Source organism: Acinetobacter modestus, assembly GCF_014636095.1.
In the GTDB taxonomy this organism is placed as follows: Bacteria; Pseudomonadota; Gammaproteobacteria; order Pseudomonadales; family Moraxellaceae; genus Acinetobacter; species Acinetobacter modestus.
Window position 1 is genome coordinate 71780 of sequence record NZ_BMDV01000002.1, and the last position, 18760, is coordinate 90539.

The 18760-nt window shown below is 38.0% G+C and carries 16 protein-coding genes; 5 read left to right on the forward strand and 11 right to left on the reverse strand.

Translation table 11 applies throughout. From position 1 onward, the window contains the following. Positions 1 to 168 precede the first annotated feature (168 nt). The 3 genes from epsC to IEV17_RS04420 form a co-directional block, all read right to left on the reverse strand. Complete coding sequence (gene epsC, locus IEV17_RS04410) at positions 169 to 1107, reverse strand: serine O-acetyltransferase EpsC (RefSeq protein ID WP_004660888.1); 939 nt, start codon at positions 1105 to 1107, stop codon at positions 169 to 171. Between the two features lie 43 nt (positions 1108 to 1150). Further along, the gene (locus tag IEV17_RS04415) at positions 1151 to 1624 is read right to left on the reverse strand and encodes a rhodanese-like domain-containing protein (protein WP_004660890.1); all 474 of its coding nucleotides are present in this window, start codon (positions 1622 to 1624) and stop codon (positions 1151 to 1153) included. Between the two features lie 359 nt (positions 1625 to 1983). Continuing rightward, positions 1984 to 3030, reverse strand: a complete 1047-nt coding sequence (locus IEV17_RS04420; protein ID WP_004660892.1) for an ABC transporter substrate-binding protein — start codon at positions 3028 to 3030, stop codon at positions 1984 to 1986. A gap of 284 nt (positions 3031 to 3314) precedes the next feature. On the opposite strand from IEV17_RS04420, the gene IEV17_RS04425 reads away from it, so the two are divergent. The 4 genes from IEV17_RS04425 (at position 3315) to IEV17_RS04440 (ending at position 10912) form a co-directional block, all read left to right on the forward strand. Beyond that, positions 3315 to 5126, forward strand: a complete 1812-nt coding sequence (locus tag IEV17_RS04425; protein WP_051063518.1) for an ABC transporter ATP-binding protein — start codon at positions 3315 to 3317, stop codon at positions 5124 to 5126. Then, the gene (locus tag IEV17_RS04430) at positions 5123 to 6955 is read left to right on the forward strand and encodes an ABC transporter ATP-binding protein (protein WP_004660894.1); all 1833 of its coding nucleotides are present in this window, start codon (positions 5123 to 5125) and stop codon (positions 6953 to 6955) included. The genes IEV17_RS04425 and IEV17_RS04430 overlap by 4 nt, the downstream gene beginning before the upstream one ends. Positions 6956 to 7119: 164 nt before the next feature. Further along, on the forward strand, positions 7120 to 9612 hold the full coding sequence (locus tag IEV17_RS04435) for a TonB-dependent receptor plug domain-containing protein (RefSeq protein WP_004660896.1): 2493 nt from the start codon (positions 7120 to 7122) through the stop codon (positions 9610 to 9612). A gap of 37 nt (positions 9613 to 9649) precedes the next feature. Next, positions 9650 to 10912 carry a lipase family protein gene (locus tag IEV17_RS04440; RefSeq protein ID WP_004660899.1) on the forward strand — a complete coding sequence of 421 codons (1263 nt, stop codon included), beginning with the start codon at positions 9650 to 9652 and terminating at the stop codon, positions 10910 to 10912. A 93-nt stretch (positions 10913 to 11005) separates the two neighbouring features. On the opposite strand, the gene IEV17_RS04445 is transcribed toward IEV17_RS04440, so the two are convergent. Then, a complete protein-coding gene (locus tag IEV17_RS04445; RefSeq protein WP_004660901.1) occupies positions 11006 to 12094 on the reverse strand; it encodes an LLM class flavin-dependent oxidoreductase in 1089 nt (362 codons plus the stop codon). A gap of 316 nt (positions 12095 to 12410) precedes the next feature. On the opposite strand from IEV17_RS04445, the gene IEV17_RS04450 reads away from it, so the two are divergent. After that, positions 12411 to 13487: a sigma-54 interaction domain-containing protein gene (locus IEV17_RS04450; RefSeq protein ID WP_004660903.1), complete on the forward strand. Its 1077-nt coding sequence runs from the start codon at positions 12411 to 12413 to the stop codon at positions 13485 to 13487. Positions 13488 to 13529: 42 nt separating this feature from the next. Here IEV17_RS04450 and tatC read toward each other — a convergent pair whose 3' ends face one another. The 7 genes from tatC to IEV17_RS04485 all read right to left on the reverse strand — a co-directional run bounded on the left by tatC (position 13530) and on the right by IEV17_RS04485 (position 18590). Beyond that, positions 13530 to 14279: a twin-arginine translocase subunit TatC gene (tatC, locus tag IEV17_RS04455; RefSeq protein ID WP_004660905.1), complete on the reverse strand. Its 750-nt coding sequence runs from the start codon at positions 14277 to 14279 to the stop codon at positions 13530 to 13532. Continuing rightward, entirely contained in the window at positions 14276 to 14692 is a 417-nt protein-coding gene (gene tatB, locus IEV17_RS04460) for a Sec-independent protein translocase protein TatB (RefSeq protein WP_004660908.1), read from the reverse strand. Before tatB ends, tatC begins: the two co-directional genes overlap by 4 nt. A 13-nt stretch (positions 14693 to 14705) precedes the next feature. Beyond that, positions 14706 to 14921, reverse strand: coding sequence for a Sec-independent protein translocase subunit TatA (locus IEV17_RS04465; RefSeq protein WP_004655037.1), 216 nt, complete (start codon positions 14919 to 14921; stop codon positions 14706 to 14708). A gap of 177 nt (positions 14922 to 15098) precedes the next feature. After that, on the reverse strand, positions 15099 to 15854 hold the full coding sequence (locus tag IEV17_RS04470) for an ABC transporter ATP-binding protein (RefSeq protein ID WP_004660910.1): 756 nt from the start codon (positions 15852 to 15854) through the stop codon (positions 15099 to 15101). Between the two features lie 34 nt (positions 15855 to 15888). Then, on the reverse strand, positions 15889 to 16674 hold the full coding sequence (locus tag IEV17_RS04475; RefSeq protein ID WP_004660912.1) for an ABC transporter permease: 786 nt from the start codon (positions 16672 to 16674) through the stop codon (positions 15889 to 15891). Continuing rightward, complete coding sequence (locus IEV17_RS04480; protein ID WP_004660913.1) at positions 16674 to 17513, reverse strand: ABC transporter permease; 840 nt, start codon at positions 17511 to 17513, stop codon at positions 16674 to 16676. The genes IEV17_RS04475 and IEV17_RS04480 overlap by 1 nt, the downstream gene beginning before the upstream one ends. A 3-nt stretch (positions 17514 to 17516) precedes the next feature. Next, entirely contained in the window at positions 17517 to 18590 is a 1074-nt protein-coding gene (locus IEV17_RS04485; RefSeq protein WP_004660915.1) for an ABC transporter substrate-binding protein, read from the reverse strand. Between the last annotated feature and the right edge of the window lie 170 nt (positions 18591 to 18760).

Sequence of the window (18760 nt, forward strand, 5' to 3'; positions counted from 1 at the left end):
AGACTAAAAGTAAGTGAATGATTTTAAAAATATTAAGAAGTGAATTGATCATGAAGGATTGTTATATATCATTTTTATATATTTAAATTATTTATAAATTAGATAATTGGTTGCTACAGCAAAAAACCTACTAGGTCAGCCTAGTAGGGAGATGAATGACAAGTGATCTTAAGAGGATAGTTTTAAAGCGAGTTCATTGTTTTGTTGGAAGACTTGACTGTTTGCAGGGATAGAGTGAGTGAGCCAAACATTGCCCCCTACCACTGAATTTTTTCCAATGGTAATGCGACCAAGAATCGTTGCACCTGCATAAATAACGACCTCATCTTCTACAATTGGGTGGCGCGCATAATCTTTTTTCAAGCCACCATTTTCCGTGATTTCAAAACGTTTTGCTCCTAAGGTCACAGCTTGGTAAATGCGGACACGTTCACCGATGATACAGGTTTCACCAATGACGACGCCTGTGCCGTGATCAATAAAAAAGCCGGGACCAATTTGTGCGCCAGGATGGATATCAATGCCTGTAGCTGAATGAGCAAGTTCAGAAATGATTCTAGATAGTAAAGGGACATGAGCATATAACTGATGCGCAATTCTATGATACATAATCGCAAAAATGCCCGGATAGCAGAGTAAAATTTCATCCACGCTGTGAGCAGCAGGATCACCATCATAGGCTGCACAAACATCTGCATCTAATGCACGACGAATATTGGGAAGTGCATTTGCAAGTGCTTGAACAATTTCACGGGCAGGATCGAATATTTTTTCGTTTGCTGTATCTGCATCTGAGTTTAAGTCTATAAGTTTGGCTTGGCGTTTATTTTGATAATTCAACGTAAGCTGTACTTGCTGGTATAAATCACTGAGCGCTCGATCCAAAGTATAGGCAATGTAATAATCTTCTGCTTCTTGACGCAGTTCTGCTGGTCCTAAGCGCATTGGAAATAAGATACCGCATAGGTCATCTAAAATCGTTTTTAAAGCATTTTTAGATGGCAATTCACGACCTCCTATTTCTTTTAGGCGGTGCTGTTGTTCTCGCCATTCATGCCGAGCTTGTTGTAAACCTTGGATGACAGGTTTGAGATTCCAATGTGTCACAAATATTCCTTCATCTTGAAATACGGAGGGGTAAATAAGAACATCAATCTTGCAACCAAGGCAGTTGATGAAGTCTCCAGCCATTTGTTGAATTACGTTGCTTATGCGTATTCAAATCACCTTCAAAGCCCTCAAGTACATTATAAACTTGAGCAAAACCTGCACTAAATGCAGCTGTTGCTGCTAAAGCTGAGCGCTTACCACTGCGACAGAGTAATAAGATAATTTTGTCTTTACCAACTTTACTATCTAATTCTTTTAAAAAACGAGGGTTACGATTAAAAGCTGTGCCTGTCGCCCATGCAATATGAATACTCTCAGGAACATAACCTACAAATTTGCGTTCTTCGTTGGTACGTACATCGACCAAAATTGCATGACCTTGTTCAACTAAAAGCCAAGCGTCAGTCGGTTTTAAACTACCCGTAAAATCTAATTCATGTTCCGTAGCATATTGTTGAGCTTCAGATAAGATGTTTTCAAATGAGGCAGAGCCTACGTTAACTTGGGCATTCATATTCTTTATTCCTATTTCATACTATTTGGAATTCATAAGAGTGATGCTACGCTTGTTTGTTTTTACAGGAAAATAAGGAATATCTATTTATATATCTAGTTTTGATAAATAGCAGAAAAATAAGCATTTATAGGAATATAAAAAAATGCAGCAATAGAAGTATAAATGACGAGAGACTTATGAAATGAGACTGTGTTGGAAATTGTCTATCAAATTGGAAAACGAATTTATTTTCCATTGAAATGAATGTCGTATTTGGAGAAAAACATTTAATTTGCAATATCGCTGAAAGTCTTTCATCAAACAGAACTTTTGATCTCTAAGTTCTGTTTGATTATCAGCAAAGAGTAAACTAAAGATTAAAGCAATGATTGATAACTTTCAGGAGCTAACCATTGTTTGACATCGATTTGCTCAGGAATAAACTTCCAGCGATATAAAAAGTCACTTAAATCTTGTAAGGCAAGTACAGAGGTCTCATCAAAATTGGTTTTCAATTTAAGATGTGCATCAGCGCCATAAGCCGCATATACCCATTGTTCACTACTGTTACATTCTTTTGCTAAATAACGATGAGTTTCATCTGCATGAATATGTGCCCATTGTTCAGCTTCCAGTACTGCATCTACAATTGATTGCGCTTGTTGAGGATAGTGTGAGAGGAAATCTTCATCCACAGTCAGTGTACGAGGCGTACCGTTATTTGAACGTAGGATAGGATCAGGGTGTGAGCCAATATCAATAATCGTATGTAAAGCGAAATCATGTGCAATTTGTGCTGCATGAGCACCTTTTAAGAAAATCGCATCAACATCACCTTTAATTAAAGCGACAATCTCAGCACTTGCATTGAGTTTGTTGCGGTCTCCGTAGAAACTAGAATCATTTTCTTCTGGTTGCTGTTGTTGTGCCGCTATAATATCTGCTCGTAAGCAATCAACTAATTCTAAATCGCTTACGCTTAAGTTGACCGTTTTTAATGAGTTTTCTAAACCACGAATTGCCTGAGCGCGTGAAAAATCAATAATGGCATCTTGATTAAGAGGTAAGCCAAAACGTTTACCTTTTAAATCCGCAACAGTTTTAATGTTGGAATCATAACGTGTGAGTAGCAATTGAACTTCATCCGCCCAAGATAAGCCAATCACTTTGGTTTTTTGACCAGAAGCATATGCCCAGATTGCAGGAATACTACCGCCATGCCGAACTGAATTGGCAAGTGTATGGTTGAAATGAGAGTTTCGAACATCTTTGGAATTAGATTCTCGAATGGATTTAATTTCAATTTGTTGTTCATGAAATTTTTCTTTTAGCCAACCCTTTTGAATTGCAATACCTAAACCTGTAGGCACAGGGCAGCGTGTATACCAAAGTGTGTTTAATGGTTGAGTTTGAAGTGTTGTCATTATGACATCCTTTTGTGGTTTTCATGCTTTAAAGCAAAATTGATGCCATTAATTAAATTATTGATATTTATTAATTATTCTTAATATCTTTTTTTGTGATGTTGATATATCAAATTTTGTTGCGATAACAGCAGATCATTAGCGACGTTGCTTTAAATTCAACACTTGTATAATTAGATGTTTATAAAAAATAATATAAAACAATAGATTAAAAAAAATTTTTAATGAAAAAGGTTGGCATAAATCTCGCAATAACTCGAAATCTTAAGTTTTTATTATGTTTTATGTTTAAAAATTATCCTTTATTGCGAAGTTTAGCGTTATACCGCTTCATGCCATTTCGTTTTGTACTGACAGCAACTTTATTTGTTATTGCAAATATTGGTTTAGCACTTCAACAATATTCGATTGGTCATGCGATTGATACGCTTAAACACAGCCAACCGAATATCTTATTTCAATACACATTAACAAATCCTTTAAACCCTTGGTTTTGGTTTATCTTGTTGGTAAGTATTGCACTGCTACGGGCTGTAATTCAGTATTTGGCCGGCCTGAGTGCTTTGACTATTGGGCAGCAATTACTCAGCATTCTAAGAGAGAGAATTTTTAGCCAAGTACAGCATTTAGATGTGTCTTGGCATTGGAAACATGGTTTAGGGGAGGTGCTATCCAGAACGACACGAGATTCAGATAAATTAAAAGAAGCACTCATTAATTTTTGGCGACAAGTCTTTGAGTCTAGTCTTGTTGTGGCGGTAACGATTGGATTATTGTGTTGGTATGATCCGTGGCTTGGCATAATACCGTTATGTTTTATTTTCTTGGGTCTTTGGATACTTTTTAGACTGACCAATCAATTGGTTGCATTGGATCATCAAGTTGCACATGCTTATGAAAAAGTCAGTGATACTTTAGCTGAAAGTGTGAATGGCGTTCGTGTTATTAAAGCATTTCAATTAGAAGATAAACTGTTAGGTCATTTTAACAATGTGGTTGATGATTTTATTCATCATTCTATTCAGACGATTAGTACCAGTGCAAAACGTTTACCTATTCCACAAATCATTATCGCATGTTCATATTTGTGGGTGATTGGTTTTGGGGCTTATTTAATTGGTCAAAATCAATTACAAGTGGGGCAATTTGTCGCAGCAGTACTAATGGCAAATTTACTGGTTTTTCGTATCGAAAGTATTGGGCAAGTCTTACATATTTTTGCGGATGCACGTTCTTCAGCAAGCAGAATTTGGCAAATGCTGGATCAGGAATCAGCAATTCGAGATCAAACAAATCCGTTAACGTTGCAATATGATAATGGCCTCAATATTCGATTGGATAATGTCAGTTTTCAAGATAAAACAACGCAGAAGTACATTTTAAAACAATGCCAAATTGAGTTTCGGGCAGGTGAAATCGTAACGATTGTTGGAAAAACGGGTGCTGGTAAAAGTACCTTGATGAATTTACTGAATCGTTTTATTGATCCAACGGAAGGAAAAGTGATGATTGGGTCTGAGCAACAAGGTTGGCAGAATGTTCGAGATTTAAGCTTATGTGAGTTGCGTAACTTTGTACAAATCATTCCTCAAGAGAATTTCTTTTTCTCGGGAACATTGGCAGATAATCTACGAATTGCCAAACGAGATGCAACAGAACAACAGATGCAGGAAGCTTTACATTTGGCTTCAGCATCTGAATTATTACAGCGGCTAGATGATGGATTGGAAACTGTTATTGGAGATAAAGGCGTAACTTTGTCAGGCGGGCAAAAACAGCGAATTGCGCTAGCACGTTCTATTTTAAAAAATTCGCTAATATTAGCCTTAGATGATTCAACCAGTGCATTGGATTCAATGACAGAAAAACAAGTATTACAGCGATTATCCGATCTCTCTGAGCATGAAAATCAGATTAAGAAAACTATTATTATTAATTCTAATAAACAAACCACCATCGCATTGTCTGATCGAATTATTGTACTTGATCAGGGGCAAATTGTTGCTCAAGGTACACATCTTGAGTTGGTAGAAAGTTGTGCATTTTATCGAGAGTTAATGGGATTTAAGTTACAACAACAGGAGATTAATGCATGAATACCAGTGTTAAAAATTTCCACCCTTTCGCAAAATCAGCTGATCTACAAATCGAAGAAAATTTAGCAAAGACCTCAATTCATCGGGGAATGTTGAATAGACTGATTCCGTTAATTTATCCAATCCGTTATTTGATTTTGGCCTTAATTGTGGTCGAAATTTTACAAGTGTTGAGCATTTTTGTTAGACCGTGGGCTGTAAAATACATTTTAGATCATGGTTTTCAGAAAGTTGCTGGGAACATGGTATTACACCAATCCATTATATTGACAGCACTTTGTATTTTAGCTGTGAGTTGGATTTGTCGCTTTGCTTTGGCAGGCGTATCAAAATATCTTTCAGGACGCGCGGCTTTACGTGTCATTAATGATTTGCGACGTCGTTTATTTCAGCATATTCAAAGTTTGAATATCGGCTATTTTGACCGAACTAAAGCTGGAAGGATTATCTCAAGAGCAGATCGTGATGTTGAAACCTTAGAACCTGTGTTGATACAAGGACCACCTGAGTTGCTTTCAGCAATTTTGAGATGTGGACTCGCTTCAGTATTACTTTGGCATATCTATCCACCATTTTTTTGGTGCCTATTTGCGACTTTACCCATTTTATTTTTGATGACAGCCATTTTTAAGAAATCATCACAAAAGCATTGGGGGAAGGTTGCAGAGGAACGTAGTCGATTTACAGCTCATTTAGTTGAAACCGTCAACGGTGCGAAAATCATTCAGCAATTAAATTATACCGATACCAATCAATCTCGTTATCAAGATTTACTAAAAGACTTTAATGATTCTATTATTTATGGCAGTAAACGAACCAGTTGGTTTGCACCGTTTACAGGATTGCTTTCGACTATTGCAACTGCGGGTTTTATTGTGATTGGTAGTTATGCTTATAGTGACGGCATAATCAGTATTGGACAGTTTGCTGAAAGTATTTTTTATGTTTTTTTATTTTTAGCGCCTTTGCAAGAGCTTACTGATTTATTTGAACGTTATGCCAATGGTGCAGCTTGTGCGCAACGTATTTTCTTACTTTTAGATACCCAATCTGCTATTCAAGAGCAATCAAATGCAGTGAAACTTGAGCAGCTTAATGGACATATTCGATTTCAAGCAGTCGATTTTGCATATACACATAAACCTGTTTTGCAGAACTTTAATTTGGATATTGAAGCAGGAACTGTTGTAGCGATAGTCGGGCCAACAGGACATGGAAAAAGTACCATGGCACAGTTGCTAACACGGTTTTATGAACCGCAACAAGGAAGCATCTTTTTAGATCGTTATCCATTACAGGACATTCATCTCAACAGTTTAAGAAAACACGTCAGTATTGTTTTGCAAGATAATGTTTTATTTAGCGGAACAATTTTAGACAACTTACGTTTGGTTCGGCCGAATATCTCAGACCAAGAACTTTGCCAAGCAATTGAGGATTTAGGAGCAGATGAGATTTTGCAACAACTTCCACAAGGATATTTTACTGAAGTAGGAACACTCGGAAAAAATCTTAGTCATGGTCAAAGACAATTGGTGTGTTTAGTACGTGCGTATCTTGTTAATCCCAAAGTTCTAATTTTGGACGAAGCGACTTCAGCGATTGATATCTATACTGAACAGAAAATCCAATATGCACTACGGCGCTTATGTCAGAATAGAACGTGTATTGTGATTGCTCATCGGCTGAGTACTATTCAAGAAGCAGATAAAATCGTTGTGATTGAGAATGGTACTGTCGTTGAACAGGGTTCGCATCAACAATTGATGCAAACAGAAACAGCGTATTTTCATTTATATCAGTCTTATTTACAGAATCAACTGCTTTAAATTGATCAGATCTCTTAAATTGTAGTTTTATAAACATTTTTTTGAATCATTGTTTAAATTTAAACAATGATTTTTTTATTTTTAATTATAAGTATTTGTTATTATTTATTAAATTTATTGGCATTGGCTTTGCTATATCGGTCTAGATCGTTAAGGAAGCTTATATGCGTACATATTTTTCTCAATTCATTCTTCACTCCTCACTTTTTACACTGAGTACACTCACTGCCTCTATTGCGATGGCAAATGATCAGAAACATTTGTCTGAGAAAGAGGATGTCATCACATTACAATCTGTCGTGGTCACGGGTTCAAGACGAGCAATTAGTAGCTCTCTTGATGCACCTGCACCCGTGGATATTTTAACTGCCAAAGAGTTACAAGAGACTGGTGCAACTGATCTTGCAGCAGCATTAACACGGTTGTCTCCTTCTGTGAGTTTACCGACTTCTCCAGCAGGAGGGTTTGGTGCATCAGTTCCACCAAGTATTGCGCTCAGAGGATTATCTGCGGATCAAACTTTAATTTTGGTTAATGGGAAACGCCGACATACAGCAGCGTATTTCACCCGCCAAGCATATGCTGGTGGAAGAGGAGCAGCAGTAACTGATTTAAGTTTAATTCCAGTGAGTGCAATTGAACGCATAGAAATTTTGCGGGATGGTGCTGCGGCACAATATGGATCGGATGCAATCGCTGGTGTCGTTAATATTATCTTGAAATCACGTGATCATGGGGGTGGGGTAAGTTATCAAACTGGTGGCTATACTCAAGGAGATGGTGAACAGCATAAAGTTAATCTTTGGAAAGGTTTTGCGCTCCCTAATGATGGTGCGTTGACGGTTGCATTAGATTTAGGCAAACGTGAAGCTGCAAGTAACACGGCACCTGATACGCGAACTTTTTATGATGGTTCAACCAAAGCTCAATATACAGAACAAAATACACCTTATAGAACATGGAAATTTGGTTCACCCGAACAAAAAGATCAAGTCAATGTGATTGCCAATCTAGATTTACCTTTGACAGATGACCTTGCACTTTATGGTTTTAGTAGCTATGGACACCGTAAAACGATAGGTGAAAACTTTTATGAGCCACCAACGACCAAAACAGTACTGAATCAATCCAGCTATTTTAAAGAACGTTATCCAGATGGACGCTCGCCATTAAGCTTAGTCACTGTAGATGATTTTACCACCACAGTTGGAGTGAAAAAAGGGGAGTTGAAGTCAGGTAAATATGATCTTTATGCAACTTATGGGCAAAATAAAGTCAGCACAGAACAAGGCAACGGCATTAACCCAAGTTATGGTTCAAACTCACCTTCAAACTATGATTTAGGCGAAAATATTTTTTCGCAATTAAATACAGGTCTAGATTATAGCCGTGATATTGCAATTGATGGGTTAGCAAGTCCACTGACGTTGTCTACAGGGGTTTTATATCGTTGGGAGCAATATAAGCAAAATGCGGGTGATCCGATTGCCTATACCCGTGGCCCATATTTCAATCCAAGCACAACTTTGGGTGTTGGTGTTCCTGGGATATATGCTGGAATTACAGACCAAGATGAAAGAAAAATTAGTCGTGATGTTTATGGTGTCTATCTAGATTTAGAAGCAGACATTTTTAAAAATTTGAATGTGGGCGCAGCTGTTCGAAGTGAAAAATATTCAGACTTTGGGTCGACCACAAACGGAAAATTATTTGCTAAATATGATGTATCACCTCAGTTTGCGGTACGTGGTTCAGTCAATACAGGCTATAGAGCGCCGTCATTGGCACAGCAGGGCTATTCTGCTTATAGCGTACAAACAGTGCAGACCCCTTCAGGTTGGCAAGATGTTCAACAACGAACTTTAGTTGCAGGAAGTGAGGCCGCTTTACTTATTGGCGGAAGCTCACTTAAACCAGAGAAATCCACAAATTACTCTTTAGGTTTTGTTTGGAAGCCACTTGTTAATACCTCGGCAACTTTAGACCTTTATCAAATCGATATTAAAAATCGTATTTTGCTTTCAGACAATATTACTGGAAGTGTAATTACCAATGCTTTTGCCAATACACCGTATTCGAATATTGCCAACGTGGCGTTCTTTAATAATTTATTAGACACACGTACCAGAGGTTTAGAGCTCGCGTTTAAGCATGATTTAAACCTTGAACAATATGGCAAGTTAAATCTGAATCTAGGTCTGGCCTATAACAAAAATGAAATCACTGAAACCAGAGATTCTATCACCGCAAAAGGTGAGCGAATTCCCGTTTCAAGCATTGCAGGACGAAATACACAAAGCCTGATTGAGTCTACTGCACCGAAAACAAAGCTGACCCTTGGCGCACTTTGGTCAAACCAAGCGTGGAGCGTCAATACCGCAATCCGTCGCTATGATAAATGGACGACCTTAAATAATACCAACACTACATTAGACCAGACTTTTGATCCGCAGTGGATTGCAGATTTGGATATCGGCTACAAAGCGGATGCATTTGTGAAAGGCCTCAAGTTCAATTTAGGGGCAATCAATTTATTGAATAGCCATCCTGACAAAGCCAAAGATTCTTCGGTCGGCAACATTGTCAAATATAGTTTTAATGCGCCTGAAGGAGCATTTGGAACGTATTTATATGGCCGCGTAAGTTACGAATTTTAAATTAAAAATGATTAAACAAATTTTAAGGTAAATGACAATGCAACCTACTTTTTTATCAACGTTATGCAAATTTTCTTTCATCACAACGATGTTAACTTCGAGCTGTTTGGCGACTGCTCAACAAGCGCCAGCACCTGAAGATCAATATGGAGATGGCCGAGTTTCTGAGTTTTATACATGGAAATCAGCTATTCCAGTACAGGCAGGAAAATTATTAAAAACAGAGTCTATTCATAACCCGTATATTCGCTTGGCAAATGACAGTCAGGCTATTCGAATTCTTTATAGTTCGACCAGTGGCAAAGATAGCAAAACACCTATCGTGGTTTCAGGAAGTATTCATTTACCAAAAGGAACGCCACCGAAAGAAGGTTGGCCAGTGGTGTTATGGGCACATGGTACTGTAGGCTTGGCCGATGCTTGTGCACCGTCTTGGAGTGGCCGATCATACCGAGATGTACAATATTTAAATCGTTGGCTGAAAGAAGGATTTGCAGTCGTTGCCACAGATTATGAAGGCCTGGGTGTTGCAGGACCGCATTTGTTAATCAATAACCCCATGCTGGCCTATAGTATTTTAGATAGTGGTAGAGCTGCTCTAAAAGCCAAGTTACCACTTGCAAATAAGTTTGTGATTGTTGGCCAATCTCAAGGAGGCGCTGGCGCTGTTTCGGCTTCTTCCTATTCGGCCACGTATGCACCGGACTTAAATATTAAAGGTTCAATTGGTACGGGCGTGATTTATCAAGATCCTGAAGCGACGCCTGAAAAGAATCAACTAAAGTTAAATCCTTATGAAGTCAGTCCGTCGCTTGCTTATGGCATCTATAGTTTTTTAGTGACGCAAAGTTTATATCCAGAAATAAAAACAGAAGATATTTTTACACCTGAAGCAGTGCCTTTAGTGGAGCAAGCAAGAAATGCCTGCTTAACAAGCTTTATGGGGGATATTCAAACTGCGGGTCTTTCGCCAGCACAAGCGTATAAACCTAATCCACCTGCAAACTATAAAAAGCTGCAACAGAAACAATCGAATGATTATGGTTATTATCCGACATTAAAAATCAGTCACCCACTATTTATCGGAACAGGGGCAAACGACCGCACCCCTGATGCCCGATCTCAAATGAAGCTGGTGGCCGATGCATGTAAAGCGGGTACCGTAGTCGAAGGCCATTTGTATCATGGCTTAGGGCATAGCGAGACCGTTAATGCTTCATTACAAGATTCGATTCCATTTGCTAAAAAGGTGATTGCAGAAGAGAAAATTCAGGCTATTTGTAAGCCTGACCTACAATAAAAGATGAAATAAAGATTTTCTCACTGAAGAAAATCTTTATTTTAAAAAGCCGCTCTTCAAAGATATTGCAGAGTGGCTTTATAATTTAAATGTTTAAGCGATGCGCTTTAATCTTTTTGCAGCCTCTTCACGTACAGCAGGGATGATATAGCGGCCATAATCGACCGTATCATAGATCGGATCGTAGCCTCGATTTAAAAAGGTGGTAACGCCTAAATCTACATAATCGAGTAATGCCGCAATAATGGTGTCTGGTGTACCAACTAGGGCAGTGGTATCACCATAAGCACCTACAGCAGTTGCTGTGGGCATCCATAAGGCACGATCATGTCGATCACCTTGTTGGGCTGCTGCTAATAAACGCTGTGAACCGATGCCTTTGATTTTGTGCCCTGACAATGTACCGTTATTTTGAAAAGTTGGATTGTTCTGAATATCGGCAAGAATCTGTTCTGCACGCTGCCAAGCAAGTTCTTCGGTTGGGCCAATAATAAGGCGTACGGATAAGCTAACAGATGGCTGCGGTTTATTGGCTTGTTCTGCTGCCAGCTTTAATTTTGTGATTTGATCTTTTACACCAGCCAGTGGTTCTCCCCAAAGTGAATACAGGTCTGCATGGCGGACTGCAATATCATAAGCAATATCAGATGAGCCACCGAATGAAATCGGGATTGTTCCATTGACTGGCTTTAACGGGCAAAAAGCATTTTCTAGCTTAAAGTACTTACCTTCATAACTAATCGGTTGATCGCTTTTCCAGAGTTTCTGAATAATATCTAAATATTCACCCGTCCGTTCATAGCGCTGAACTTTATCAACAATATAATCACCTTCTTGAGGCTCCGCTGTAATTCCCGTAATTGCATGTAATCGGATTCTTCCACCACCTGTAGTATGGTCAAGTGTAGCAAAAGAACGTGCAGCCAGATTTGGTGTTACAAGCGCGGGACGATGGGCAATCATAAACCCGAGTTGCTCAGTATGCTGTGCGAGATAAGCTGCGATTTGTGTACTATCTGGGCTGCTTGGTCCGCTAGCAATTAAGACTTTATCAAAACCAGCATATTCATGTGCCCGTGCATGATAACGTAGATAGTCGAGGTCTATTTTATGACCAATTCGTGTTCCTTTAGTTTCTGACCATTGATTTGGAAAAACCATACCAACAAATTCGATACTCATTTTACTCAACCTACTTTGTATATTTAATATAAAATAGCAAAATAAATGCCAATTGCTGAGGCTTTATAAATGAGGAGTTTTAAAATTTTATTATTTAAAAGGTGTTTGTATTTGATCAATATTAAAGCATAATGTTTTAAAAACAACATATCATAAAAATAGAAATATATTTAATTTTAATTTATAAATAAATTCAAAACTTAAGATGAAATGTGAATTTTGGATTAAATATCTTAATTTGTTATTTATTAAAAAAAGAACTGAAATGTAAGATGGTGTTTTAAAAATGCTTATATCATAAGCTTTAGGGGTAATTATGAAATCTTTTTTAGATAATGATTATAAAGTAATTACTTTGCCTGATAATGGTGTTCCTGTAAAACCCATAAGAGCAAAAGCAATTATTTTTTCTGATCAAAACTCCCGTAAGTTATTAAACCAAGTTGAAACAATTGCGCCAAGTTCTGCAAGTGTCATCATTCAAGGTGAATCTGGTACTGGTAAAGAATTGATTGCACGCGAAATTCATTTGAAAAGTGATCGAAGAAACAAGCCATTCCTCGCTGTGAACTGTGGTGCTTTGGTGGAAACACTGGCAGAGTCTGAGTTATTCGGCTATGAGGCCGGAGCATTCACTGGGGCAAATAAAACTCGGGCAGGAATTTTTGAAACCGCAGATGGTGGTACTTTATTTTTAGATGAAGTTGGTGAGTTACCACTATCTTTACAAGTCAAGCTATTACGTGTACTGCAAGAAAAAGAAGTGGTTCGTGTCGGTGGGCGAAAACCGATTCCAATTAATGTCCGTATTTTATCTGGTACACATGTCGATTTACGTAAAGCTGTTGCAGAAAATAAGTTCCGTTTAGACTTGTATTATCGTTTGAATGTTGTGGTTCTAAATATTTTACCCTTGCGTGAACGTAAAGGAGATATTTTACCTTTGGTTGATTTCTTCTTAAATTCGTACTCACAGAAATTGATTACAACAAAGCCTAATATTAGTGACCGAGCAAGGAATGCACTATTAAATTATGGCTGGCCGGGTAATATCCGTGAGCTAGAAAACAATATTCACTATGCACTGCTTATCAGTGGCGGGAAAACAATTGATATTGAACATTTAAGATTTTCGGAAGAAGGCAGCTCAACTGCATTACCAGATAATGATCTAATCCAAGAGTTTGAAAATGTTCTAAAGCGCCTATTTCAAGAGTATGATGGAGAAGCATGGCATATTATTGAAGATAAGATTGTGAATACAGCATTTTCAAGTTGCTGGAATAATCAGGTGAAGACTGCAAAAATGTTGGGTCTTTCGCGCAATGTTTTGCGTAACCTTTTGTCTCGGTATAATTTATTACCCAATAAGAATGAAAATGAAATCGCATAAAAAAAGACAGAATATTTGGTTTTAAGAACATCCATTTTTGACCTATGGATGTTCTTTTTTTATGGTTGTTAATTTAGTGATCCATAAGCCCAATTCAAATAGCAGCCACATGGGGACAGCAAGGGCAAGCATACTGAACACATCTGGAGGGGTAATGAACATTGCAATAAAAAAGAAGAACACAATGATGTGTTTGCGATGTTCTTCTAATTGTTGAATAGATAGAATTCCAATAAAAATAAGAATATAAGTTAATACTGGGATCTGAAATGCCAGACCAAAAGCAAGAAAAAGCTTTAAACAGAAATCCAGATAGCTATTGATATCTGTCATCGGTAATACATTTTCAGGAGAAGCCAATACAAAGAATTTTAAGGCTAAGGGTAAGATCAGGCTATAAGCAAACAAGAGACCGAGATAAAATAAAAACATACTGGAAACGGCTAGAGCGACACCAAATCTTTTCTCGTTTTGGTAGAGTGCAGGTGCAACAAATTGCCAAAACTGATACAGGATAAAGGGAATACTCACTAGAGTTGCCAGATAAATGTTGAGTTTGAACGGAGCTAAAAATGTACCCATCACATCCGTTGCAATCATGGTTGAGTTAACAGGTAATAATGAGATTAAAGGTCGAGCAAGAACATGATAGTTTTGTTGGGCAAGCGGGAGAAGCACTAAAAAAATGGTAACAACCGCACCAATGCTATAGATCAAACGCTTTCTTAACTCTTTCAGGTGTTCGCTATATTTCATTTCAGTGAGGTTTTCACTGACGAGATGTTCAGTCATGCGGCTTGATCCTCATTGAATTTATTTACTATTTTAAAATGAGTTAAAAATGGCGTCCTTAACTTGTCATGTGATTGGATATAGACATAATCCGTGGTGTACGTTGCTTTGGTTCTTTGTTCCAAAGAAACAGTGGATTGTACATTTTCAATTTCTTGTTGCATGAGAGCGAGTTGTTGTTTGAGCTGTTCTTCATTTTGTTTTATTTTTTGCAGCTCTTCTTGCATGATTCTTTTGAGTTCAATCAATTCCAGTTCATTTTCTAGATCATTCTGGATTTTATTGAGGTGGTTTTTAATTGCTCTATATTTGAATAGTACCGTTCTTAATGTTTGAGGAAGCTTTTCAGGCCCTAAAATGATGAGGGCAATAATGCCAAAAGCAAATAGTTCCCCAAAACTGATATTAAACATGGCAATATATCACTTATAACTTGGTCTGCTTCTCGCTATTTGATTCTAACGAATTAATATCTTTGTATTGTTGATTCTGTATTAATTTTGGATCGTCAGGATTAACAGAGTCTTTAAAGTCTTTAATCGCACCACCCAAATCTTTTCCTAGATTTTTTAGCTTTGAAGTGCCAAATAATAAAATAACGATAACGGCAAATAATAGAATATGCCAAATAGATAAACCCATAGTGAAACTCCTAAATAATATATAATAAAGACTATTAATATCACGACATCGTCTGTTTTCTAAATCATATTAATATCGATCAATATTCGATTTAATTAGACCTCTTTTATTATGATTTACACCCTCTTTGTATTTCTCCCATCGGGAGAAACAAAAGGAATTTATGAAAGAAGTCTATTATGCTGTGTGATCCAGTAGATGAAGTGCTTGATTACGGAAATTGAATAAGCTTTCACTGTCTTTATGTCTTGGATGAGTCAAGGGAATTGGGATAATTTCCTTGATTTTCCCTGGTCGGGCTGACATCACAATTACACGCTCTCCAAGATAGACAGCTTCTTCAATATCGTGCGTCACAAGAATCATGGTGATTTTTTCATGTTGCCAGATACGTTGCAGTTCAGCCTGTAAATGACTCCGAGTCATGGCATCCAATGCACCAAACGGTTCATCTAGAAGTAAAATATCGGGTTTGTTGACTAGCCCACGTGCTATTGCTACCCGCTGTGCCATGCCACCAGACAGTTCATGAGGATAGGCATTCTCGAATCCAGTGAGCCCAACAATTTCGATATGCGCTTTCACCCGAGCATTTTTTTCTGAACGGCTTAACTCTGTTTCTTCCAGTGCCAAATGGATGTTTTCGGAAACGGTCAGCCAAGGCAGCAAACGATGTTCTTGAAAAATTAAACCTCGTTTTAAATCTGTCCCTTGGATTGGAATTTGATTGAGTAAAATTTCACCTTGATAGTCTGGGTCTAGTCCTGCAATTAGACGCAGTAGAGTCGATTTTCCACAACCACTGCTGCCGACAATGGAGATAAATTCGCCTTGCTCAATGTCGAGATGAATACCATCTAAAACCGTTAATTTGTTCTGATCACGTTGAAATGATTTATTGAGTTTCTTAATCGAGAGTAAAGGAAAAGACATGTTGAAATCCTGATATGTATTTTTAAATTAAAGGCTAAGCCCGCCATTGCAGCAGACGTTTTGAAATAAGATGGATACAGGCAGTCATTAAAATACCGCTGATCGTGACCGTAATTGCGCATACCAGTAGAATGTCCATTTCGGCATTAATTTCAGCTTTCATCATGAGATTGCCTAAGCCTGCGCCTGCATTGAATAACAACTCACTTGCCGTAGTTGTAATCCAAGTAAAGGGTACGGCTAAGTTTAGCCCCGTTAAGATATGTGGCAGGGCTTGTGGTAAACGGATTCTTTTAAACTCGTGCCAAAATGAAAACCGATACATGCGGGCGACTTCACTGTATTTTTCATCGTAGTGACTGAGTCCTTGAAAGGTATTAATGACCAAAGGGAAAAAAGATGCCAATGCAATAATAAAGATCTTGGCTTCTTCGCCATTGCCAAACCATAAAGCAATTAATGGAGTCAAACCGAGCAGAGGAATTTGTCGAATACTGTTAAACAGCGGAGAAACGAGTGCATTTAAAATTTTTGAATAGGCGAGTAAGGCACCTAAAATTAGTCCAGCTGTTGAACCCAATAAAAAGCCCAAGCCCGCTTTTCTCAGACTACCCCATGTATTCAGCCATAATTCACCAGTTCCTAACAGCTGAAGAAAAGCAAAATAAATATGCTGTAAAGGGACAAAGGCATAGGCATGACTAGAACCTAGTCCTGAGTTGTATTGCCATAAAGCGAGCAATATCAATGGAAGTACGAGACCTTGTAATAGAACCACAGGCTGTTGTAATGCACCTTTCAAACTAAGTGATAGTGACATTATTTCCCCCTTGAACTGAGTGCAGGTGATATAAAGCGCTGTTCAACCAAACGTAAAAGTTTATCGAGGCTAAAACCAATCACACCTGTAATAAATACCCCGACCATCACTACATCTAAACGAAGCATTTGTCGTCCAAGCTCCATCATCTGACCAATGCCAGTACCTGCTGCAAGTAATTCAACGGCGACTAAAATCAACCATGCTCGGCCTAAAGCGATTCGCAGTCCGCTGATTAATGGCGGTAATGTTGAGGGGATGACGATGTACCTAAGCCATGCTCGCGGTTTAAGTTTGTAGATTTGACCGAGTTCAATATATTGCTTTGGAATATTTTTCACTGCATCTGCTGTTGCCAAAGCAATCGGGAAAAAGCAGGCTTTGATAATGAGTAAAATTTTAAACAGTTCACCAATCCCAAAAACGAGAATAAAAATAGGAATAAGAACAAAGATCGGAATCTGGTAAAGCAGATTAAATAAGATATAAGTGTAATTACGGAATGTGGTGATTGAACCATAGGCAATTCCAAAAGCAATGGCACTGAGTGCTGCAATAGAAAATCCAAAAAATAATCGAGCAAGACTATCCTTTAAGTGCAGTTGTAGTTCACCACTTTGCAATAAACTAATAAATGTATTCCAGACCGTTGCGGGTGGCACCAGAATTTGAGTTGGAAAAATTTGTAAAGAGCAAATAAATTGCCAAGTAAGTAAAGCCAATATAGGGGAAATCAGCGAGAGCAGCCCATACAACTGCTCAGCAGAAATCCTCCTCCATAACGGCGATCTATCTACAACGATATTCTTTTCAAGAGGAGGATTCACGAGCGTTTTCATCGCTTAGTCTCCCTGTTTCTTCTGCTGATCGTTTGCATGTAAATTTTGGATTGCTTGCTCGGCAAATTTTGGATTTAGCAGTTCATCTGCCTTGACTGACGTTTGAATCAACTGGTTTTTCACAGCATGATCAATGACTTTGGCATAGTGTTGTTTAAGGAAATCAACTTTGTATTCAGGTGACCAATCCTGTTGCCATGTACTTGCACTATTCTGACTTTCACGTTGAATCACAGTTAAAGGTTGACCAAACTTGGTTTGACTCTGCTGAAATTCATCTTGGTGTTGGGATATCCAGTTCATTGCTCTAACAGTTGCATCAGCAAGTAACTGGGTGGTCTCTGGGTATTGTTCAATATAGTTTTTACGTCCCCATAATTCCGCACGCATTTTCCAGTCAGCAGGCAAGGATTGAGATGACCATATAATTTTACCGAGATGGCGGTCTTGTAACGTCAGCGCATCACTTAATGTAAAAAATGCATCCACACTTTTGGCAGATAAAGCTGCTGCACCTGCTTGAGGATTGAGGTTAATAATCTGAAAGTCTTTGAGGTTTAAACCTTTGCTTTGTATGAGTTGACCAAAATTGATTTCCCAAGGACGGCCACGATGTAAAGCAATTTTTTTACCTTTTAAGTCCTCAATACTTTTTACCTGTGAATCAGGTGGCACAATCAGATAGACATTATTACCAATCCCCCCAGGCACAACAATTTGTGTTCTGACCCCAGTTGCATTCAGTACGACAGCTGGTAGGTTGCCATAAAAAGCAAAATCAATTTTATTGTTCAGGAAACTTTCATTCACTAAAGTCGCTACAGCAGCAGTTGTTACTGGCTCCCATTTCAACTCAATATGTTGTTGCTTTAAGGCCTTGAGAAAAATAGGGTCTTGAGAGATGAGTTGTGGTACGCCAATAAAGTCCAGACTACCTGATGTTCCATTTGCTACGACAGCAATACGCAACTGCTGCTGAGATGGTTTACTCTCAGATGCTTGTTCGTTTTGTTTTGCATCGCAAGCGACTAGTCCTAAGAGACTAAAACTTAAAAATAAGCTAGGAAGAATACGCATATCGTCATAAGAATTAAAAAATATAGAGGAATAGAGCAAGAACTAAGCCAAAATAATTAATATATAAAAATCAATTATTTATTATTTTTTATGCTGATTATTGTTGTTGAGTCAGTCATGTATGCTGTGAAACAGACATTTAAATGTATAGAAGTGTTGAAATTTCAACA